A 21315-nucleotide genomic window follows, 5' to 3' on the forward strand; every position below is an offset into this window, starting at 1 on the left:
TCTACAATAAAGTAAAAGGCCCTTATTAAGGGCCTTTTTTTATACTACTTTTTTTATGACCCGTAGTTGATGGGTATAAGTTCTAAGGTCATTATTGAAAATACCAGTATGGTCTAAGCGGTCTACCCTAACTTTTCCGTTTACATGAATAACATAGTTGTTTTCCATAATAATGCCAACATGATCAATTTCACCATTTGCGTTGTCAAAAAAAGCTAAATCACCAGCTTCGCTTTCTTCTACAAAACTAAGGGCTGTGCCCTGCGTAGATTGGTCTTGTGCGGTTCGTAAAAGGCTATATCCATTAATCTTATAAACTATTTGAGTGAATCCGGCACTATCGATACCAAAAGGTGATTTTCCTCCTCTCAATTCCGGGGCGTTTAAATAGAGCAATGAAGTCTTAATTAAATTCTCTTTAGGTTGTTGGTCACTTAAAAGTTTACCTTCAAAATTAACCGACAATGACGGAGTGTTAGTAATACAAGAGCCTATAAGAATAGGTGTAAGTATTTGATTAGCATCTTCAACATATGAAATTAACTCAGTAACATAGCTCTTATTTTTATGTGCCTGAATGTCATTAAACTCATCTTCAGGTATAAAAAACAGTTGGCTGTTCATTATCCAGCCTTCACACTTATCAAAAATGGTTTTTATTCTAGACCAATTTTTTCGGCATTCCAAAATTTTAAAGTGCTCCCCAAATAGAAGTTGTGTAACTAATTCAGCTACTTCATCTGGCGTACTTCTAACAGGAATAATGCTTAACTGACAAATACCGTATTGCATGCAATTTTTTTATCCACTTAAACCTTTTCAATAATTATTGCTGAAGCACCACCGCCACCATTACATATTGCAGCTGCGCCAAGTTTAGCATTATTTTGCTCTAATACATTTAATAATGTTATTAGAATACGTGCACCAGAACATCCTAACGGGTGACCTAAAGAAACGGCACCACCATTTACATTGACATTTTTGTCGTCTAAGCCTAATATCTTCATATTGGCAAGACCAACAACAGAAAATGCTTCGTTAAATTCGAAGAATTCGATTTCTTCTAATTTTAAATTAGATTTTGCTAGAGCCTTCGGTAATGCTTTTGCCGGGGCTGTAGTAAACCATTCAGGTTCATGAGCTGCATCAGCATAGCTTTTTATAACCGCTAATGGTTTTAAGTTTAACTCTTCTGCCTTTTCTCTACTCATTAAAACTAATGCCGCGGCACCGTCGTTAATGGTTGAGGCATTTGCAGCGGTAACTGTTCCGTCTTTTGAAAATGCAGGTCTTAAATTCGGAATCTTATCAATAAAGACATTACTAAATTCTTCATCTTTGGTGACCATTTTAGGTTCCCCACGTCTTTGTGGTACAGCTACAGGAATAACTTCGTTGTCAAATTTTCCATTTTCCCAAGCATCAGCAGATCTCTTGTAAGACTGAATAGCATAGGCATCTTGATCTTCTCTGCTAAATTCATATTCAGTAGCACATGCATCAGCACAAACACCCATGGCGTTTTCATCATATGCATCGACTAAACCGTCTTTCTGCATTCCATCCACGAAAGTAGTAGGTCCGAATTTTGTACCTGTTCTCATATGAACGTAATGAGGTATTAAGCTCATATTTTCCATTCCACCTGCAACAACAACATCTGCATTACCTAAGGCAATAGCTTGTGCACCTTGCATTACCGCTTTCATACCAGAGGCACAAACTTTATTTATGGTTGTACACGGTACGGTGTTTGGAATACCGGCAAATATAGCAGCTTGTCTTGCAGGTGCTTGACCTGTGCCGGCTTGCACTACATTGCCCATTATAACCTCATCTACTAATGTAGGTGAAAGGTTGATTTTTTTTAATGCGCCTTCAATAGCAATTGCACCTAGTTTCGGAGCTGGAACTGTTGATAATCCGCCCATAAAACTTCCTATTGGAGTTCTTACGGCTGATACGATAACGACTTCTTTCATGTTTTTTGTTATTTGATTACACGAAATTACTAAATTCTGTAGCAACCCGCGGGATATCGTTTCAATTACTAGTTATCAGTTTATTATTTTCTATTTTTGATGAACCTAATACAATTTTCTTTTGGATAATCTTTACAAACAGCAATCGCTCATTTTCAAATATATACTCTATGTTGTGGCTGTTGCATTTATTGTGTTTTTCTTGCCAAAGGGTGGGAAATTTAAATATGAATTTCAAAAAGGGAAGCCTTGGCAATTTGAAAATCTATATGCCCCTTTTGATTTTTCTATTCAGAAAACCGATGCTGAAATAGCAAAAGAAAAACAAGTAATTGAGAGTAATCAATTACCATACTACAGGTATGATCAGGCTGAGGTAGCTAAGGTTTTATCGGAATTTGAGCAAAAGTTCGAAAATAAATGGAGTGGAACCGCACTTGGGGAAAATCAGAAAACAAGATTAAAATATTTTTCTAAAGTAGTATTAGACTCCGTTTATGCTAAGGGAATTTTACAGAACAATGGAAAGCAAGTTCAACGTAGTTTTATTTATTTAGTAAAGGATAATGAAGCCAGAAAAGTAAGGGTTTCAGACTTTTTTAAGGTAAATGAGATTAATAAATTGGTTGGTCAAGTTCTCGCTGATAATAACTTATCGGCTTTTGAAAAAGATACACAAGCATTGTTTTTTGATATTATTGCTCCGAATGTCAGTTTTGATAACAATCTTACTCAAAAAGCTAGAAATGAGGCGTTATCAAAATTATCATATACAAGGGGTACGGTTGATCAAGGGCGATTAATAATCGCTAAAGGTGAGGTTGTTGAAGCTGAAAATTTAAAGATATTAGAGTCATTAAAGTCTGAATATGAATCAGAATTATGGACAGCTAGTAACTATTACTATATATTAATAGGTTACACTGTTTTGGTGGCATTGGTGCTTATAATGTTGTTCTTGTTTTTGAAAAAATATAGAAGAACGGTTTATGAAAACAATGTCAAAGTAACTTTTATATTTTTTAATATTCTGTTGATGGTATTTATAACCACCATGGTTATAAAATATAATGACCAATTGGTATTTGTTGTTCCATTATGTATTCTCCCGTTAATTCTAAAAACATTTTTTGATGCTAGGCTGGGCTTATTCGTGCACGTGCTTACTATTTTAATTTTGGGCTTTGTAGTGCCTAATAGTTTTGAATATATATTCTTGCAGATAATTACAGGTATAGTTACCATACTTACAGTGTCTGAGTTATACAAAAGAGCGAATCTTTTTGTGAGCGTAGGGCAGATAACACTTATTTATATTATTGGGTATTTAGCCTTTCATACGATACATGAAGGCGATTTAAGTGATATTGAATGGTATACATTGGGGCTTTTTCTTTTGAACGGTATGATAACGCTATTCGTGCAGCCACTAATCTATATTTATGAAAAGCTCTTTGGTCTAGTGTCAGATGTGTCGCTATTGGAGTTGTCAGATACCAATTCTAAGCTTTTAAAGGAATTATCTAACAAGGCACCAGGAACTTTTCATCATTCGTTACAAGTCGCCAATTTGGCTGAAGCAGCAGCTAATGAAATTGGGGCGAATGCCATGTTGGTTAGGGTAGGGGCTTTGTATCATGATATTGGTAAAATGAACGAACCGACTTATTTTACCGAAAATCAGGTCACTAATGTAAATCCGCATGACGAGCTGAGTCCTAAAGAAAGTGCACGTATTATTATTGATCACATAATTAAGGGTATTGAGATAGCGAGAAAGAATAATTTACCTGACCGCATAATAGATTTTATACGTTCGCATCATGGTACAACTTTGGTATTTTATTTTTACAAAAAGCAAAAAGAATTAGAGGAAGATGTAAATGAAGAAGATTTTAGGTACCCTGGTCCGTTGCCATTTTCTAAAGAAACAGCAATTTTAATGATGGCAGATTCTGTAGAAGCGGCATCAAAAAGTTTAAAAAATCCAACTTTTTTAATCATCGATGAGTTTGTTGACAAGATAATTTCGGGTCAAATGAAGGCAAATCAATTTTTGAATGCAGATATCACATTCAAAGAAATTGAAAAAATCAAGAAAATTTTCAAGCAAAAGCTAATAAACATCTATCATTTACGTGTGGAATATCCTGAGTAACAGGGTGCTAATTTTTTATTGAAAAAAAACATCAAAAATAGTTGCGTAAAACGAGTTATACTTATACATTTGCATCCGCTATTTAGAGCAACAGTTCATTGAAGAATTACTGGAGAGGTGCCTGAGTGGCCGAAAGGAACGGTTTGCTAAATCGTCGTAGGTGGAAACACTTACCCAGGGTTCGAATCCCTGTCTCTCCGCAACAATGTGTTGAGAGACATATTTTTTGATAACCAATTCGGGGTGTAGCGTAGCCCGGTTATCGCGCCGCGTTTGGGACGCGGAGGTCGCAGGTTCGAATCCTGCCACCCCGACCAATTTTAATTACCCTCGTAAATCAAGTGATTTACGAGGGTTTTTTGATTATAAGACTGTTGGTATACGATTTGAGAATTAATCTCGTAAAATCGCTAAGATGGATTAATATCGTCTTCTTAAGAGTAGAGCTTATAAAAATCTAGTAGTTAATATTTGCACTTGTAAAATCTATAGAGAGAATTCTAAATTCAATTCAAAATAATTTTCACATCAGTATTATTGGATAAAATCTACTTTGCAAAAGTTTCTAGTAAATATGTACTTCATTCATATTATTCAGCATAGATATCCAAAATTTCAGCACTAAATTTCTCTCTTATTACCCGACGCTTTAATTTAAGGGTAGGGGTTAATTCTGCATCTGCGCCATCAGCATGTACAGGTAGCCATTCACGGGCTATAAGTTTAAACTTTTTAATCTGTTCTACATGGCTAAATTCAGGATTGTATTTATTTATTATCTTCTCATATTTCCTCAGAACTTTAGGGTGTTTAATAATTTCCTCTAAACTGGTCCAGGGAATTTCCTTCTTATTACAATAGCTTTTTAAAGCTTCTTCTGCAGGTACTATCAAAGCAGAAACAAATTTTTGTTTATCACCGATCACCATCATTTGTTCTACTAAAAACTCCTCTTTTATTCTATTTTCAATTGGTGCTGGGGCAACATATTTACCGCCAGATGTTTTAAGTAATTCTTTTTTTCTATCTGTAATTTTAAGAAATTCTCGACCTGTAGGTCCTTTTACTAATGTACCTATATCACCAGTGCGAAACCATCGCTTGCCATTTATCTCGCAAAAAACCTGGGCATTTACTTCTGGTTTCTTGTAGTAGCCCATCATTACATTTGGACCGTATGCTAAAATCTCACCTTCACCATCTCTATAATCCCCGCCTTCTTGATCAATTAATATTTCTACTCCATCAATAAGCGGACCTGCAGAACCTAATAGTACGCCATCGGGCTCCATAGTATTCACACTTAGTGTTGGCGAAGTTTCTGTAAGTCCGTACCCTTCTCGAATAGGAATGCCTGCTGCGCAAAAAACACGCATTACTTTTACAGGGCATGGGGCAGCACCTGTAACGACAGCGTTTACATTACCACCAAGAGCATCGCGCCATTTAGAAAAAATCAATTTATCGGCAATTTTCCATTTCAATTTTTTACCAAATGATAATTTTTGATTTATTTCATAGTCATCGGTTAATGATAAGGCCCAAAAGAAAAGCTTCTTTTTTATTCCATCTAAAGCCAAGCCTTTATTATAAATAGCCTCGTATATCTTCTCAAGCAATCTTGGAACGGTTGTAAATGTTGCGGGTTTCACAGCAGCTAAATCGCCATCTGGACCGCTTAAATTATCTGTACCTGCAAAGAATATTTTAGCACTTTTGTAATAGTATACAAAAGACACCGATCGTTCGTAAATATGGCATAAGGGTAAAAAACTCAACACATTATTACCAGGCTTGGCTTGTAAATGTGGAGAAGTTTTCAAAGCGATGTGCATTATGTTTTTATGCGATAGCATAACACCTTTTGGGTTTCCGGTAGTACCTGAGGTATAAATAATTGTAGCTAGATCTTCAGTTGTAATTCCGCTTTTAATTTTTTCAACTTCCGCCTTATGTGAATCATTGAATAAATCTTCCCAGAAAGGAATGTCAGTTTGCTTGTCTAAAGTGTAGATATGCTTTAAAGTGGTAACGTTTTTACGTGTAGCATTTAATTTCTTGTACAAATCTCCACCTCCACAAAAAGCTACTTTTACCTCTGCTTCATTTAAAATATATTCATACTCACCTACACTAATTGTCGGATACAGAGGAATACTTATCAATCCGGCCATTTGCATGGCAAAGTCTAAAATCATCCACTCTGGTCTATTCTTATAGGTGACAAAAGCAACTTTATCGCCAGGTTTTAGACCAAGATTCAACAATCCCGAAGCCATACTTTCCGCAGTTTCTTTAACTTCCTGTGAACTATATGATTTCCATTTACCAGAGGCATCTCGCCCGTTTATAGAATTTTCTAATGGATGATTTTCTAATTGGTAGTATAAGAGGTCAAATAGTCTAGTCATTACTTTGGATTGTTTTGTTAATTTTAATTGCGATAAATTACAAGTGGTTTTATTTAGCTACATAGGTTGAGGTTTTAAGAGAACATAAGGCTGATAAATTCTGCAACGCAGGCAGGCTTTTCAGAGCCTTCGATTTCAATAGTACAGCTCCATATTACTTTTAAGCCAGAATCACCGTATTCTTCAATATTCGCGATGGTACCGTTAAGTCGAAGACGACTATCGACCAAAACAGGACTCGGGAAACGAACTTTGTTCAATCCGTAATTCACTCCCATTTTAGCTGATTTTACCATAATGAGCTCTTCCAGCATTTTAGATAGCAAAGACACAGACAAAAAACCGTGAGCTACTGGTTTTTTAAATGGAGAGTATTTATTCGCCTTTTCAACATCAACATGAATCCATTGATGATCGCCTGTTGCTTTGGCAAAATCGTTGATCATTTCTTGAGTTACGGTTATCCAATTACCTTCTGGTAGTGGTTTGCCTTCCAGTTCTCTAAATGCCTTAAAATCTTCTATTTCTAACTTTGCCATATTGTTATCTTGAAGTTCCACCATCTATTGTTAAACAAATACCAGAAACAAAACGCGCCTCATCTGATGCCAGATATAAATATCCGTAAGCGATATCAATAGGCTGTGCAACGGTTTTCAATGGTATACTTGCTTCGATAGCAGCAAAATGCTCTTTAGGTATTTTAGCTACCATATCGGTCATGGTAAAACCTGGTGCAATTGCATTAGCTGTGATACCATGTTTACCTAGTTCTACAGTCCATGTTTTCGACATTGCAATAACTCCGGCTTTAGTGGCAGCATAGTTGGTTTGACCAAAGTTTCCTCGTAATCCAACATTAGAAGCTGCACTTACTATTCGACCATATTTGTTAGCTTTCATATATGGAGCTGCCGCTTGGGTGCACAAAAACACTCCTTTTAAATTTACATTAACAACAGAATCAAACTCCTCTTCACTCATTTTTTCAAGAGTCTTATCTCTTGTAATTCCGGCATTGTTAATCAGTATGTCTAATTTACCATACTTTTCGTTTATTGATGCAAATAAGGTTTCTATAGCTGATTTTTCGGTTACAGATACGGAATGAAACTCTGCTTTACCACCATTCGCGTTAATACAATCTGCAACTGCTTGCCCTTTAGGTAAGAGGTCTACTATTATTACTGTAGCACCTTCTTTTGCAAATAATTCAGATATGGCTTGTCCTATTCCTCTAGAACCACCTGTTACTACTGCTATTTTGTTTTCTAATCTCATGTTATTCTATTTTGTTATTTCTGTATTCTCGACTGCACTAGAAGTGACAGTAATTTTTTATTTTTTCAAACCTTAACAATCAATTTGCCTTTCACTTTTCTATCAGTCATTTCTTCAAGAGCAGTTGCTGTATCTTTTAAATCATAAACAGCGTGAATGTGTGGTTTTAGTTTGCCTTCGGCATGCCATTTTATTAAAGCCATGGTATTCTGCATATTCGCTTTAGCATCTTTCATTGCGAATGCACCCCAAAAAACACCAACTATAGCTGCTTCTTTTAATAGCGGAAGGTTCAGCGGAATTTTAGGAATATCGCCAGCAGCAAAGCCTACTACTAAATACCTTCCATTTCGGGCTATACCTCTAAAGGCTGCTTCTGAATAGGTTCCGCCTACGGGGTCGTATATAACATCTACACCTTTAGCATCAGTTAGTTCTTTTATAGTTGCTTTTAAATCTTGAGTGGTGTAATTTATGGTTTCGTCTGCACCATATTCTTTACATAAAGCCAACTTGTCATCGGTAGAAGCGGCCGCAATAACTTTTGCTCCCATAAGCTTACCGAGCTCAACAGCGGCTAAACCAACACCACCTGAAGCACCTAAAACCAAAAGTGTTTCACCTTCTGCCAAATTACCTCTGTCTTTTAAGGCATGGTATGAAGTGCCGTACGCCATAAGAAAAGAGGCTGCAATGGGAAAATCCATCTGAGGAGGCTTTGGGAAACATGCATTTGCAGGTACTAGAACTTCTTCAGCCAAACCACCATGAGCTACAAAACCAAAAACTTCTTGACCTACTTTTAAATGAGAAACACCCTCGCCAACTTTTTTAACAATACCTGCTACATCACTACCTGGTGTAAAGGGCAATTCTGGCTTAAACTGATATAAGCCTTGAATAATCAATGTATCTGGAAAATTCAATCCACATGCCTTGACTTCGACTAAAACCTCTTTTGCCTTCGGTTTTAAATTAGCAACTTCTTCTAATACTAATGAAGAAGGGGGACCGAATTTTTTACATCTTATAGCTTTCATACCTATTGAAATTCAAAAGTCAAACTCAAATACAAATTCAATTTCAGCTCTTGTCTTTCTGAATTTGATTTTTGTATTTGCGTTTGTATTTTATTATTTATTCTTCTATTATTTTTAACACCAATTTTCCCATTTTATCGCCAGAGAAAAGACGATTGTATGTTTCTGGGAAATTTTCTATTCCCTCATAAATGTCTTCTTTACTTTTTAGTTTTCCTTGTGCCATCCAGCCACCTAAAATTTTGGCTCCCTCAGCATATCTATCTGCGTAATCAAAAACAACCATACCTGTCATGCTTGCTCTGTTAACCAATAAAGACAAGTAATTGCTAGGTCCTTTTACAGCGGTTTTGTTATTGTATTGTGATATGGCTCCGCAAATAACTATCCTAGCATGCATACGCAATCTGCCTAAGGCAAGATCAAGTATTTCTCCACCAACATTATCAAAATATATGTCCAACCCTTTAGGGCATTCTTCTTTTAGGCGGTCTTTTACATTTTCGTTTTTATAATCGATACACGCATCAAAACCCAGTTCATCAACAACATATTTGCACTTATCGGCACCGCCTGCGATACCTACTACTTTACATCCTTTTATTTTTGCAACCTGACCAACGATACTACCCACGGCACCTGCTGCACCAGAAACTAAAACAATATCACTTGCCTTTAATTTAGCTACCTCTGTAATCCCGAAATATGCGGTCATACCAGGCATTCCTAAGGTGCCAATGTATGTAGGTAAAGGTGCTAGCTTTGGGTCTACTTTGTAATAGCCATCTGCATTTGTAGCAATGTATTGTTGTACGCCGGCATACCCTGCAACATAATCACCAACTTTAAAATTAGGGTGATTATTGGCTTCAATTACTTGACCTACTGAACCTGCTCTCATTACCGAGTTAATTTCCATTTGTGGTATGTAAGATTTTGCTTCATTCATCCAACCTCGCATAGCTGGATCTAGTGATACATAGTGTTGCTGAATCAATACTTCTCCTTCTTTTATTTTAGGAATAGGATTAGAGACTAATGACCAGGTTGAAGCATCTGCGTTGCCTGTAGGTCTTTTTACAAATAATAATTGTTTGTTCATGAGTTAGTTATTTTATGATCAATCTGATACGAGTTAGAACCTGATTGTATTTAATTTAAGTTGATTGTGTGCTTATTTTTTCTTGCTGGAAAAACTTTCTACATAAGCTTTCATTTTTGCTCGTATTTCTGGTTTCCACCAAAGTTCAGCAGCTTCTTTTAAAGAGTTTTTACCATCTGCATCTAATTTTTCAAGAAGATGTTTTCTAATTTTAGCTTTGGTATTTATCCAAATTTGTTGGTCTGCTTTCATGTAAAGGCGCATTTGTTTTTCTGCACGCTCCAAAACATTTTCTAAAGGGACAAGTTCATCTACCAAACCAGCGGATACTGCTTCTTTACCGGTTAAAAGTTTTCCTTCTAGAATATATTTGCTCGCCAAACCATCACCCATCCAAAAAGCATATACTTCGGTCAGGTTTTGACTTATTTGAATGTTTACTGCAACCTCGTTTAGACCGATTACATATTTATCTCCGTCGGCCATATATCGATTATCACTGGCTACCGCTAAAACACATCCACCGGCAGGTGAATATCCTGTAATTGCAGAAATGAATGGCTTTTTAAATTGAACCAATTCTAGATACAAAGTACCGAATGAACCAAAGAAATCTTCTATTTGATTTTTGTCATATTGAAAGAGTTCAATTAAATCTAAACCTGCAGAAAAGTAATGCGGTTGACCAGAAAGTATTACACCTTTTACCTCATCATTTGCTGTTATAAATTTAAAAGTTTCTCGCAATTCGCTTACCATTTCAGCATTGATTGCATTGACTTTACCACGATTCATTTGTACAATAGCGTACTCGTCTTTATATGTAATTTCTAATGTCTTCATATATTTTATAAGGATGTTCCTCCGTCTAGTGTTAATGTTTGTCCCGTCATGAATTTCGAATTGTCAGAAGCAAGAAAGCAAATACCTTCTGCTATTTCATTGGCCTCACCAAATCTTTTCATCGGGACTAATCTCTTTAGTAAATCGCCCATATCGGGCCTTACCGTAAGTAGTTGGTCTAATAATGCAGAATGCGTGTAACCGGGGCAAACCGCATTAATACGAATGTTTTTACTACCATATTCTAAAGCTGCCGACTTGGTCATACCGACTACGGCAAATTTACTAGCGCTGTAAGACAGGTTATTTCCTGATGCTTTTAGGCCTGCTAAAGAAGCCACGTTTACAATGTTGCCATGACCTTGCTTCATCATCTGTTTTAATGCAGCCTGCATACAGTAAAAAACACCTGTTTGATTTACGGCAATGACATTATGCCAATCGTCATGAGTATGCTCAGCAGTTTTCAATTGATGCTTGCCACCAATACCGGCATTATTAACAATGACATCTACACGGTCATATTTTGAGACTGTTTGTGCTATAAGGGATTCAACCTCTTCGAATTTTGTGACATCAGTTTTTATGGCAGATGCAATACCACCATTTTTTTCAATTTCAGCAGCTACTTTTTCTGCATTGCTCAGGTTGATGTCTGACACCACGATGGTTGCGTTTCGTTCTCCTAAAAGTTTGGCTGCCGCTGCACCTATACCGCTTCCGGCACCTGTTATTATAACTACTTTATCTTTTAAATTCATCTATTTTGTTTTAATCTTAGTTTCGCTAAGCTCTTCTGATTTTGATTCTGGTATGCTAATCACATTGAATTAACCTTGAATCTAATAAGGCTTGATCTCTTAAATGTGTGGGATAACCTTCTGCTTTTATCATCCCTAAAAAATCAGCTGTAGAGTTATATTTTACGAGTAATATTTTATCCCATAACGCTTCATCTTCAGGTCCGATTAATATTCGTTGAGGTTTTCCCAAATAAAGAATTTCAGCGTTCGCTTTTTGAAAGTAGGGCATAGCCGCTTTCATATATCCCTTGTATGATTCTACTCCTGATAGTCCGGTTTCTGCAACAGTGTCTTTAAATTTTAGCAGATTGATCATTACTACAGGTTTATCTGTAGGTAGCTGAGAAAAAGCTTTTAGCTGTTCTTGGTTGATTTTATTATGTGATGTTGTTTTCAAATATTTTAAAATAAATTATCAATCTGTTTCTTTTGTATCGCTTCCCAAGCTGTTTTACAGCACAGTTCTGATGCTTTGTTCAAGTATGCAAATTTTGGATCGCTCGTATGTCCATGTTTAAAACGATAATAGATTTGCTGGGCGATTACCGCAATTTTGAACAAGCCGTAGGCATAATAAAATATTAAGTTATCTACATTTCGCCCACTTTTTAATGCATATTGCTGAACAATTTCTGCACGAAGAGGGTTGCCTTTCATAACCGTCGGTGATTGTAGACCTTGCTTCATAAAATCTGGATCTGCATACGTGGTCCAATAGCCTAAAGAAGTGCCTAAGTCCATTAAAGGATCACCTAGGGTACACATTTCCCAATCTAGAATAGCTGCTATTTCTTTCCAGCTATCATCCTTAAAAACTACATTGTCATACTTAAAATCATTGTGTATTAAAGTGTGGTCGTAGCTTTTAGGTTGATTTTCTGCCATCCATTTCATTACTTTCCCTGCGGTAGGGACATCGTCTGTTGCAGCAGCTAGATATTGCTTGCTCCAATTGGTTACTTGTCGCTCTACATATCCTTCAGGGCGACCTAAATTTTCAAGTCCCGCTGCTTTATAATCTATGGCGTGAAAGGCTACAAAAGTGTCTAGCCAAGTGTTAGAAATTGTTTTAAATTCATTTTCAGGAATCTGTCTTTTATGCGCTTCTTTAGCGGTCAAAATAATCCCTTCTACTTTACTCATAATATAAAAAGGAGCACCTATAATATCAGTATTTTCTGTATACGTATACGCTTTCGGAGTTTTGTCAAAAACGGAATTTAAGTTTGAAATTACTTTATATTCACGGCTCATATCGTGTCCGCGTTTTGGAGCAGCGAATGGTGGGCGTCGTAAAACGTATTCTTTATTTTCAATATTCAGTAAGTAGGTAAGATTTGAAAAGCCGTTGGCAAATTGCTCAACTTGAAGTTGACTTTCGGCATCAGCAATTAAATTGTTCTCAAGAAGAAATTTCTTGAGATTTATCTGATTTAATTCTTCACCTTCTCTGACTGGTTTTATATTCATATGTTATTTTCTTTCCCAAATAGGAGGGATGCTTTTGAAATTGATTGATATTTCGATGGCTTACCTATTTTGCGATGTCGATAGGGGTAAACCTCAATATTTTGGTTGTTGACCTTCTTACTTTATTTGGCGTATTTCTTAATAACATTTTTGCCTAACTGGCTCATGTGTACCTCATCTGGGCCGTCGGCTAATCTCAATGTTCTCGCAGCTGCATAAAAGTGAGCTAATGGTGTATCGTCACTTACGCCCATACCACCTAAAATCTGAATGGCTCTATCTATTACGCTCAAAGCCATTTTTGGCGTAACAATTTTTATCATCGCAATTAAATCTTTAGCTTCTTTGTTACCTAGTCTGTCCATTTTATCGGCAGCAGATAATACCAGCAAACGTGTTTGCTCTATTTCACATGCAGAACTAGCAATATCTTGGCGTACACTACTAAAAGTATCTAAGGTTCTGCCAAATGGCTTACGTTTAGTGGTGCGTTCTGCCATGATTTCTAGAGAACGCTGTGCCATACCAATTAGGCGCATACAATGATGAATTCTACCTGGTCCCAATCTGCCTTGGGCAATAGCAAAACCTTGACCTTCACCCACTAATAAATTTTCTTTTGGAACGCGAACATTTTCTAGTAAAATCTCTGCATGTCCTTCGGGAGAATCAGAATAACCAAAAACGGGTAAATGTCGTATGATTTTCAGTCCAGGAGTATCCATAGGAACCAAAATCATACTTTGCTGTTCATGTCTTGGAGCATCAAAATCTGTTTTCCCCATTACAATGCTAATCTTGCAATTAGGATCCATAGCGCCCGATGACCACCATTTTCTACCATTAATAACATAGTCATCACCATCGGCAACTATAGATGTTTCAATATTAGTAGCATCTGAAGAAGCAACATCTGGTTCGGTCATTAAAAAAGCAGAACGTATTTCGCCGTTCATTAAAGGTTTTAGCCATTTATCTTGCTGTTCTGGAGTACCATATTTAGCAAGTACTTCCATATTACCAGTATCAGGGGCGTTACAATTGAATATTTCGGGAACCCATATGGTACGACCCATTATTTCAGCTAGCGGGGCGTATTCTAAATTGGTTAATCCCGGACTTAAAGCGCCATAAGATTTTGGAAGAAAAAGATTCCATAGACCAGCATCTTTAGCCTTTTGTTTTAAGTTTTCCAATCCTGGCCATTTTTTCCAAGCATTCTGCGGATTGTGGTGAAAAGCATCTACTTCGGCTTCTACTGGAAGAATGTGTTCATCAACAAAATCTTGTACTTTTTTCTGTAATGCAATTGCTTTTTCACTATGTTCAAAATTCATGAGCTTTTTCTTTTATCAACTTAATACTTTGTACTGAGCACTAAATACTTTCCTTATCCTGAAATTAAATAACCACCATCAACGGTATATTCACCGCCTGTCATATACGAACCGGCATCAGATGCTAGAAGCATTACAACTCCCGCTAATTCATCGGGTATAGCAATTCTTCTTAATGGAACTACAGCTTTATAGCCGGCAGCCAATTTATCATCTGACCAAAGCGCTTCACTAAGTTTTGTTTTTACCAGTCCAGGGCAAACTGCATTAGAGCGAATACCGTGTCTTCCCCATTCTTTTGCTTGATTTTTGGATAGCATGATCATGGCTGCTTTAGAAACACTGTATAAACCAAGGTTGAAACCTGGGTGAATTCCTTCTACGGATGAAATGTTGATAATACTACCGCTACCTTGTGCTTTCATATGCGGATGCGCTAAGTTTGAAAGTATGCATGGAGCTTTTACATTTACATTCATAATTTTATCAAAAGCCTCTTCATTAGAAGCTTCTAAAGGTCCGTAATAAGGGTTGATCGCTGCATTGTTTACCAAAATATCTATTCTCCCATATTTCTCAATAGTTTTAGCTATTAATGCTTCGCGCTGGTCTGCTTCGCCAATGTGACATGCAATACCGATTGCTTCAAAACCAGCTTCTTGCATTTCTTTAGCAACAGCGTCAACAGCATCTTGTTTTCTACTGCTGATGACTACTTTTGCTCCGTTTTCAGCTAATCCTTTAGCTATAGAGAGTCCTATTCCTTTACTAGAACCTGTAATTACCGCTACTTTTCCAGTAAGATCAAATCTTTGTTTTATGCTCATTTTTTGTTGTTAGTTGATAGAATTTATGTCACACTGAAAAACATTTATAAGTCTTATTTATTGAACTGTGCTCAGTATGACATTTTAGAATCTAGTATTTTAATTATACAAAAACCTCTTTATCGGTACCTATAGTCAAGGCAGTTTTATTGTCCATTAAAATTTCTGCTAGTCCTGTAGTTTTCGGCAATTCATACTTGAAGTAGAATTGCATTGTATGTATTTTACTTTCGTAGAATTCAGCACTGTTTTCTTTGTTGCCGGTTACAAGGGCATTTTGTGCTTCTCTAGCTAAGTCTAACCATAACCATCCCATTAAAATGTTACTGAAAAACTCCATAAAAGGAGTCGCATCTGCTAAGAAACGTTGGTAATCACCCTTCATGGCAAAGCCCATTAATGATTTCAATACATCTTGTGTTAATTCTAATTTGGCAGCTAATTTTTTAGCATAAGGAGCTAATGAATCATGTGCCATACTAGCCTGAATGGAGTTGCTTATTTCTACGGATAATAGTTTTAAAGCTTCACCATTATTCATGGTTACCTTTCTACCTAATAAATCTTGAGATTGTATACCTGTGGTACCTTCATAAAGCGCAAAAATTCGAATATCTCTTAGGTATTGCTGCAAAACATAATCAGAACAAAAACCGTATCCGCCTAAAACTTGTACACCGGTATCTACAGATGTTTTGCCCATTTCTGAAGGGTATGTTTTTACTACAGGAGTCATTATTTCTAATAACAATCTATATTTTTCTCGTTCTTCTGCAGTTTCACTTGCAAGAGAAAGGTCGTGGTATTTCGCTGTTAAAAAGATCAAGCTTAACGAACCTTCAGAAATTGCTTTTTGAAGCAATAACATTCTTCTAACATCTGGGTGGTTAATGATTAATGTTTGCTCTTGATTAGCATCTTTTTTACCTGTGCTTGTAAGCTTACGTCCTTGAGGTCTTTCATTCGCATAATTTAAAGAAGCATGATAAGCAGCTGTTGCAATTGCAGCAGCACCTCTACCTACACCAATTCTTGCTCCGTTCATCATTAAGAACATATATTTTAAACCTTGGTGTGGCTCACCGACTAACCAACCTTTACAATCTTCTTTGTCACCGAAAAAGAGGTGTGTTGTACAATACCCTCGTTGACCCATTTTTTGAAAATCTGCAACTGTAGTAACATCATTTGGGGTTAACCCACCGTCTGAAGTTGGTCTCTTTTTTGGTACTACAAAGAGAGAAATCCCTTTTGTACCTGCAGGAGCTCCTTTTATTCGAGCTAATACTAAATGCACAATGTTCTCTGCACCTTGGTAATCTCCTCCTGAAATAAATATTTTTTGTCCGTTTATTTTATATGAATCGCCATCTGGGGTAGCAGAGGTGACAATATCAGATAAAGAACTACCTGCTTGTGGTTCTGTTAAGCACATTGTACCGCCCCAAGTACCTTCTAACATTTTTGGTACATAGGTTTCGTTAAGTTCTTTATTACCAAAATGTGTTATTAATTCTGCGGAACCTACGGTTAAACCAACATAACCAGGTAAGTAATTATTAGCAGCTTCTTGTATAAAAGCAGATGCATTCAATACCATTTGTGGCAATTGCATACCACCATCTTCGTATGAGAAAGATCCAGAAATAAAGCCCATTTCACCAGCGGCTTTCATGTATTTGTTTACCTGCGGATGTACTACAATTTCACCATCTTTAAAATGTGCCGGTTGTTCGTCCATCTCTCTGAAATAAGGAAATAATTCTTTGTCAGAGAAATCCTTAACAGAATTTAAAAGCATTTCTATAGAGTCTTTATCATACTCGGCATAACGTTCTTGCTCAAGTACATCTTGTACACTATGTACTTTGTATAATAAAAATTTAAGGGTTTCTAAGTCTACATATTGGTTTGCCATATCGAATTTTATCTTTGAAATTATCGTACGACAATTTAGAATTATTTCATACGAAACTGATTAAACCAGTTTAATAAAATAATAATTTAAGGTTAAAATTTTACGATTATGATAATATAAGAGGTGGAAAGTAGATTAAAAATGTGTAATTGTTAATTATTTAACTCTGTTGCGATATGCTTATACGCTTTCTGATTTTTGAAAGTCCTACAGGTGTAAGTCCTAAATATGAGGCAATTAAATACTGCGGTACCCTTTGTAGTAAATCTGGGCGTTTTTCTAGAAGACGTAAATAACGTTCTTCGTTTGTTCTATTGCTTAATCTTTCGACACGAGTAAAAATTTTCATAAAAGCCTCTTGCATTGAAAGGCGGCCAAAACGCTCTAATTGATGCGATTTTTTAAATGAATTTTCGCCATCAGATTTTGATATGGCATACACTATAGTATTTTCAGATGCTTTTAAATAATAGTCAGAAGGTGTTTCTTTTACATAGGCAGGTAAATCAGTAAAGAACAAATCTTCAGTATAAAACTCAAGAACTTTTTGCTCACCCTCTTCCAATTTATAATAGTAAATACAGCCTTTTGCAACGTAGTAAAAGTGTTCCACCATTTGCCCTGGAGAAATTAACATATCACCTTTTTTAACTTCTATTCTTTTATAGTACAGTAACCAGTGGTTTAAAATTTCTTCGTCCACCTCTGTATATGAAAGAATTTTGTTTTTAAGGTTCGTTAAATAATCTTTGGAAGCAGCTGCAGTCATTTATTCGTAAAATCTTTTTGGGACTTTATAAATATAGGCATTTTGTTCAATTAAGAAACTGCTTTATTGAGGCTTGATAAATAAAAAATTTATTTATCAAGCCTCATGACTTAACCTATTTTAATTTTCACTTTGGTTTATAGCATCAATATTTATCTTTTTTTAAGGTCTATTTTTATTTTTTATTTCCACCGAAATTATACGTTAATTTAGCAATAACTCTTCTACCAATTGCAGGCATATTGACCAAAGCTCTATATTCATTATCAAATAAATTTTGAGCCGATAAATCTACTGCCAAGCCATTATCAAATGAATACCCAATACCGGCATCTATCAAGTTCTTTTCTTGAACTTCACCAGAAAACTGTCCGGCACTTGCAGTAAAGGCATCATCATGTTGAAATGAAACATTACCTCTAATTCCTTTATCACCTCCATAATTGGCTCCTAGTCTATATTTATTTGCAGGTGCATTCAAAAAGGTAGTAAACGGAGCACTACCATCACCTTGTTCTCTTTCAAATTCAGAAGCGTTGACCCAAGAGTAGTTACCGAAGAACGTTAATTTATCCGAAGCGAAATATTGCAAACCTAAATCTGCACCATATCTTGTATAAGGAGCATCAAAAACTCTATAACCTGCAGCAACATGTAAAATACCGTCACCTTGTGGCACTCTATTGGTTTCAACACTACCTGTTCCATAAAAATTCGGAATTAGGGCAGCAGTACCTGCATAGGCTTGCGAAACTAAACTGGTAGCAGATTCTTGAGGTAAACCAGCTTCTACTAATGCGCCTATTAATTCTCCTGTTTTAGCTAAAAAAGGATCTTGACTAAAACCATTTAAACCTATTAACGGAGCAATTGCTGTAAAGTCAAAACCGCCTCTTTCTGTAATAGCATACAAATCAAGAGAAGCAGAAAATTTATCACCTATAATACCTTTATAACCAACTTCATAAGTTTTAGATGTTGCTATAACTCCACGTACTGTATTGGTTAAATTATTATTAGGTGCACCACCTTCCAATGCATTAATTCCAAGAAATGTTCCGTTGTTTCCGGTAGGGCTATTTGCCAATACACCTTGAATATCATCAATAAAATCTTCTAAACCATTGGCTTGCATAGCTGCAATTAAAGAGCCTGATGCAAATTGATGAACAAACTCATTACTAAGACCGCCGGTGCCTAATAATTCTTTAGGTAATTCTTGCGGAAGTGCACCGGCAAGAGGCGTTAGTGCCTCAATAGGAATACCGGTCGCCGCACTTATACCAGCAGCTGTTACATTATGATTTAAAAATTCGATACTTGTTGCATTATCAAAGGAATGAATGTCATTTGACCCAGCTAACCAAAAATCAAAAAAGCCCGGAACAGGAGAATTTACTGGGAAATCGTAATTCCATTCGGACGCAGAAGGAGAGAAACTAGCATTATTAAAAGAAGCTCTAAACGTATGTTTTGGACTTGCCTTATACACTAATGCAATTCTTGGAGCGATTGCAGTTTCATCAGGAATATTAAATTTATCAAAACGTCCTGCCAGAACTAAATCTAATTTTTTTGCCAATGCGAATTTACCCTGCGCATAGATACCGAATACATTATAATCATCATCGTTTTCATTTCTACCATGCACTAATCCTTCGGTATCTATTTTAGTAAGACGGTAATCTGACCCAACCGTAAAATTTGCATTTAAAAAATCAGGAATATCAAAGTTATATTGCAATTGCCCTTCGTATTGTTGTATAGCTGTTGGAGTTCTATTACCTGTTTGATATAAAAATATAGGTCTATCTTCAGGACCAAAATTCGTGTGAGTTGTATAAAATTGAGCAAACAACCCACCTTTTTGCATTCTTGCTTGTCCCCAAACTTCTTGCGGTTGAGATAAACCTTCCCCCAAATCATTATAAAACACAGAAGAAGCTTGATTTAATCCACCTGCTACAATGATACTTAAATCATCTTCTGGACGAAATTCTAAAGTAATATCAGAACCCATGTTCCAATAATAATCTTGCATAACATTTCCATCTGCTCTAGGGGTTAATTCTAGTAAAGTTTTGCCTGGCACTCTATCGTCTACTACACCTTCAGCAGTAAGGGCAGGTTGTGTAATAGTACTTTCAAACTTATCAATTTGTCTTGTAAAAGTACCGTCAGCAGCAGTTGTACCTTCAGAACCATCTAGCGTAAATTCATCGCCACGGTTATATTGTAGATTTATTTTGTAACCAAATTTATCAGATACTTTAGTGGCATGTCGTAATGCGGCACCGTAAGTATTTAATTCGCCACCATAAACCTGAACTGTAGTACCGGGTTGATCAATAGGGCTTTTAGTAATAAAATGAATAACACCAGAAGTTACACCAGGACCATAAAGTGCAGAACCTGCACCTCTAACCACTTCAATTCGTTCAATATCAATAGTGCTAAGTCCTGATTTATCTGATTGAAATGTATTATTTCCTGGAGCCACCAAACTTCTATAATCTTTAATGGGAAAAACTCTTGTACTAAAGGTGCTAGCAGCTGCTCTCATTTCAAAATTCATTCTAGAGCCAGATTGCTGTTGAACAGTAACACCCGGTACATTGACCAAATTTCTCGCAGCATCAATTTGTGGGGAGCCCACTAATTTTTTAGCAGACAGTACAGTTACCGAAGCGGGAGCTTCTTGTACCTTTTCTCTTCTTCTTGAGGCAGATATGACCACTTCATCTATGATAAAAGCACTTTCTTTAAGGCTATACTTTAAGTTAGCGCTAGCACTAGTTACCGGTATTATTTTAGCGGCATAACCAGAATAGCTAATAGATAAATTCCAAGGAAGCGGTTCGTTACTAGTAATGGTGAATTTTCCATCAAAATCTGTACTCGCACCAGTGTTGGTTCCTTGTATTATTACATTGGCACCAACTAAAGGGTCGCCAATTTCTTCATCTGTAATAACTCCAGAAATAGTGGTTTGTGCTGTAAGAGCGACTGTTGATAGTACAAAGATTGCCAATGTCGTTAAGAGGAATTTTTTCATTTTGGTTGATTGGTTTAATGTTCTCGACTAATATATGCTAATTATTAAATAATTAAATTAAACTAGTTTAATAAATTAAATTAATAATTTTTATATTAAAAAATTGTGTATTTAATAATTTTAAGATTGATTTGGTATATATAATTAAAATCAAATTATTCCAATAATTTCATGTACGCACGATATTTCAATGACTTTTGGTTTCATTTTAATGTTGCGAAAAAGGACTGAAAATTGTAATGAATTGTATTTTGAATAGCTTTAGTAGTTGCAGTAATATTTAAAACAATTTTTATAAACGAAGACTTTTAAGATC

General features: G+C 36.1%; 17 protein-coding genes and 2 tRNA genes. 3 read left to right on the forward strand and 16 right to left on the reverse strand.

Annotated features, from left to right (window positions below; genetic code table 11):
• Nucleotides 1-39: 39 nt before the first annotated feature.
• Both ACJJVT_RS02335 and ACJJVT_RS02340 read right to left on the reverse strand, forming a co-directional pair.
• Nucleotides 40-792: an NlpC/P60 family protein gene (locus tag ACJJVT_RS02335; protein ID WP_405396132.1), complete on the reverse strand. Its 753-nt coding sequence runs from the start codon at nt 790-792 to the stop codon at nt 40-42.
• A 17-nt stretch (nt 793-809) separates the two neighbouring features.
• Complete coding sequence (locus tag ACJJVT_RS02340; RefSeq protein ID WP_405396135.1) at nt 810-1985, reverse strand: acetyl-CoA C-acyltransferase; 1176 nt, start codon at nt 1983-1985, stop codon at nt 810-812.
• 121 nt (nt 1986-2106) lie between these two features.
• Here ACJJVT_RS02340 and ACJJVT_RS02345 point away from each other — a divergent pair, with 121 nt between their 5' ends.
• The 3 genes from ACJJVT_RS02345 to ACJJVT_RS02355 all read left to right on the forward strand — a co-directional run bounded on the left by ACJJVT_RS02345 (nt 2107) and on the right by ACJJVT_RS02355 (nt 4460).
• Nucleotides 2107-4143 (forward strand): HD family phosphohydrolase, encoded by a 2037-nt coding sequence (locus ACJJVT_RS02345; protein ID WP_405396136.1) that lies wholly within the window; start codon nt 2107-2109, stop codon nt 4141-4143.
• Between the two features lie 111 nt (nt 4144-4254).
• Nucleotides 4255-4343 (forward strand) — tRNA-Ser (locus ACJJVT_RS02350).
• A 39-nt stretch (nt 4344-4382) separates the two neighbouring features.
• Nucleotides 4383-4460: transfer RNA gene (locus tag ACJJVT_RS02355), tRNA-Pro, on the forward strand.
• A gap of 273 nt (nt 4461-4733) precedes the next feature.
• On the opposite strand, the gene ACJJVT_RS02360 is transcribed toward ACJJVT_RS02355, so the two are convergent.
• The 14 genes from ACJJVT_RS02360 to ACJJVT_RS02425 all read right to left on the reverse strand — a co-directional run bounded on the left by ACJJVT_RS02360 (nt 4734) and on the right by ACJJVT_RS02425 (nt 20999).
• Nucleotides 4734-6554, reverse strand: coding sequence for an AMP-dependent synthetase/ligase (locus ACJJVT_RS02360; protein ID WP_405396137.1), 1821 nt, complete (start codon nt 6552-6554; stop codon nt 4734-4736).
• A gap of 74 nt (nt 6555-6628) precedes the next feature.
• The gene (locus ACJJVT_RS02365) at nt 6629-7093 is read right to left on the reverse strand and encodes a MaoC family dehydratase (RefSeq protein WP_405396139.1); all 465 of its coding nucleotides are present in this window, start codon (nt 7091-7093) and stop codon (nt 6629-6631) included.
• A gap of 4 nt (nt 7094-7097) precedes the next feature.
• Nucleotides 7098-7835: an SDR family NAD(P)-dependent oxidoreductase gene (locus ACJJVT_RS02370; protein ID WP_405396141.1), complete on the reverse strand. Its 738-nt coding sequence runs from the start codon at nt 7833-7835 to the stop codon at nt 7098-7100.
• 65 nt (nt 7836-7900) lie between these two features.
• On the reverse strand, nt 7901-8875 hold the full coding sequence (locus ACJJVT_RS02375) for an NADPH:quinone oxidoreductase family protein (RefSeq protein WP_405396143.1): 975 nt from the start codon (nt 8873-8875) through the stop codon (nt 7901-7903).
• A gap of 97 nt (nt 8876-8972) precedes the next feature.
• Entirely contained in the window at nt 8973-9977 is a 1005-nt protein-coding gene (locus tag ACJJVT_RS02380; protein WP_405396145.1) for an NADP-dependent oxidoreductase, read from the reverse strand.
• Nucleotides 9978-10049: 72 nt separating this feature from the next.
• The gene (locus ACJJVT_RS02385) at nt 10050-10820 is read right to left on the reverse strand and encodes an enoyl-CoA hydratase/isomerase family protein (protein ID WP_405396147.1); all 771 of its coding nucleotides are present in this window, start codon (nt 10818-10820) and stop codon (nt 10050-10052) included.
• Between the two features lie 5 nt (nt 10821-10825).
• Nucleotides 10826-11581 carry an SDR family NAD(P)-dependent oxidoreductase gene (locus tag ACJJVT_RS02390; RefSeq protein ID WP_405396149.1) on the reverse strand — a complete coding sequence of 252 codons (756 nt, stop codon included), beginning with the start codon at nt 11579-11581 and terminating at the stop codon, nt 10826-10828.
• Between the two features lie 55 nt (nt 11582-11636).
• Complete coding sequence (locus tag ACJJVT_RS02395; protein ID WP_405396151.1) at nt 11637-12020, reverse strand: hypothetical protein; 384 nt, start codon at nt 12018-12020, stop codon at nt 11637-11639.
• A gap of 5 nt (nt 12021-12025) precedes the next feature.
• The gene (locus tag ACJJVT_RS02400) at nt 12026-13093 is read right to left on the reverse strand and encodes a phosphotransferase family protein (RefSeq protein WP_405396152.1); all 1068 of its coding nucleotides are present in this window, start codon (nt 13091-13093) and stop codon (nt 12026-12028) included.
• Between the two features lie 122 nt (nt 13094-13215).
• On the reverse strand, nt 13216-14430 hold the full coding sequence (locus ACJJVT_RS02405) for an acyl-CoA dehydrogenase family protein (RefSeq protein ID WP_405396153.1): 1215 nt from the start codon (nt 14428-14430) through the stop codon (nt 13216-13218).
• Between the two features lie 53 nt (nt 14431-14483).
• Nucleotides 14484-15257: a glucose 1-dehydrogenase gene (locus tag ACJJVT_RS02410; protein ID WP_405396155.1), complete on the reverse strand. Its 774-nt coding sequence runs from the start codon at nt 15255-15257 to the stop codon at nt 14484-14486.
• 103 nt (nt 15258-15360) lie between these two features.
• Nucleotides 15361-17175, reverse strand: coding sequence for an acyl-CoA dehydrogenase (locus tag ACJJVT_RS02415; RefSeq protein ID WP_405396157.1), 1815 nt, complete (start codon nt 17173-17175; stop codon nt 15361-15363).
• A gap of 160 nt (nt 17176-17335) precedes the next feature.
• Nucleotides 17336-17944, reverse strand: a complete 609-nt coding sequence (locus ACJJVT_RS02420; protein ID WP_324026014.1) for a Crp/Fnr family transcriptional regulator — start codon at nt 17942-17944, stop codon at nt 17336-17338.
• A gap of 175 nt (nt 17945-18119) precedes the next feature.
• Entirely contained in the window at nt 18120-20999 is a 2880-nt protein-coding gene (locus ACJJVT_RS02425; protein WP_405396160.1) for a TonB-dependent receptor domain-containing protein, read from the reverse strand.
• Nucleotides 21000-21315: the final 316 nt, after the last annotated feature.

Origin of the sequence: Maribacter sp. Asnod2-G09, from assembly GCF_045063795.1 — a bacterium.
Lineage (GTDB): Bacteria > Bacteroidota > Bacteroidia > Flavobacteriales > Flavobacteriaceae > Maribacter.

What these genes read in the sequence shown, in the direction of transcription:
- ACJJVT_RS02335 (WP_405396132.1), bottom strand. Translation starts at nt 792, where the DNA reads ATGCAATACGGTATTTGTCAGTTAAGCATTATTCCTGTTAGAAGTACG.
- ACJJVT_RS02340 (WP_405396135.1), bottom strand. Translation starts at nt 1,985, where the DNA reads ATGAAAGAAGTCGTTATCGTATCAGCCGTAAGAACTCCAATAGGAAGT.
- ACJJVT_RS02360 (WP_405396137.1), bottom strand. Translation starts at nt 6,554, where the DNA reads ATGACTAGACTATTTGACCTCTTATACTACCAATTAGAAAATCATCCA.
- ACJJVT_RS02365 (WP_405396139.1), bottom strand. Translation starts at nt 7,093, where the DNA reads ATGGCAAAGTTAGAAATAGAAGATTTTAAGGCATTTAGAGAACTGGAA.
- ACJJVT_RS02370 (WP_405396141.1), bottom strand. Translation starts at nt 7,835, where the DNA reads ATGAGATTAGAAAACAAAATAGCAGTAGTAACAGGTGGTTCTAGAGGA.
- ACJJVT_RS02375 (WP_405396143.1), bottom strand. Translation starts at nt 8,875, where the DNA reads ATGAAAGCTATAAGATGTAAAAAATTCGGTCCCCCTTCTTCATTAGTA.
- ACJJVT_RS02380 (WP_405396145.1), bottom strand. Translation starts at nt 9,977, where the DNA reads ATGAACAAACAATTATTATTTGTAAAAAGACCTACAGGCAACGCAGAT.
- ACJJVT_RS02385 (WP_405396147.1), bottom strand. Translation starts at nt 10,820, where the DNA reads ATGAAGACATTAGAAATTACATATAAAGACGAGTACGCTATTGTACAA.
- ACJJVT_RS02390 (WP_405396149.1), bottom strand. Translation starts at nt 11,581, where the DNA reads ATGAATTTAAAAGATAAAGTAGTTATAATAACAGGTGCCGGAAGCGGT.
- ACJJVT_RS02400 (WP_405396152.1), bottom strand. Translation starts at nt 13,093, where the DNA reads ATGAATATAAAACCAGTCAGAGAAGGTGAAGAATTAAATCAGATAAAT.
- ACJJVT_RS02405 (WP_405396153.1), bottom strand. Translation starts at nt 14,430, where the DNA reads ATGAATTTTGAACATAGTGAAAAAGCAATTGCATTACAGAAAAAAGTA.
- ACJJVT_RS02410 (WP_405396155.1), bottom strand. Translation starts at nt 15,257, where the DNA reads ATGAGCATAAAACAAAGATTTGATCTTACTGGAAAAGTAGCGGTAATT.
- ACJJVT_RS02415 (WP_405396157.1), bottom strand. Translation starts at nt 17,175, where the DNA reads ATGGCAAACCAATATGTAGACTTAGAAACCCTTAAATTTTTATTATAC.
- ACJJVT_RS02420 (WP_324026014.1), bottom strand. Translation starts at nt 17,944, where the DNA reads ATGACTGCAGCTGCTTCCAAAGATTATTTAACGAACCTTAAAAACAAA.
- ACJJVT_RS02425 (WP_405396160.1), bottom strand. Translation starts at nt 20,999, where the DNA reads ATGAAAAAATTCCTCTTAACGACATTGGCAATCTTTGTACTATCAACA.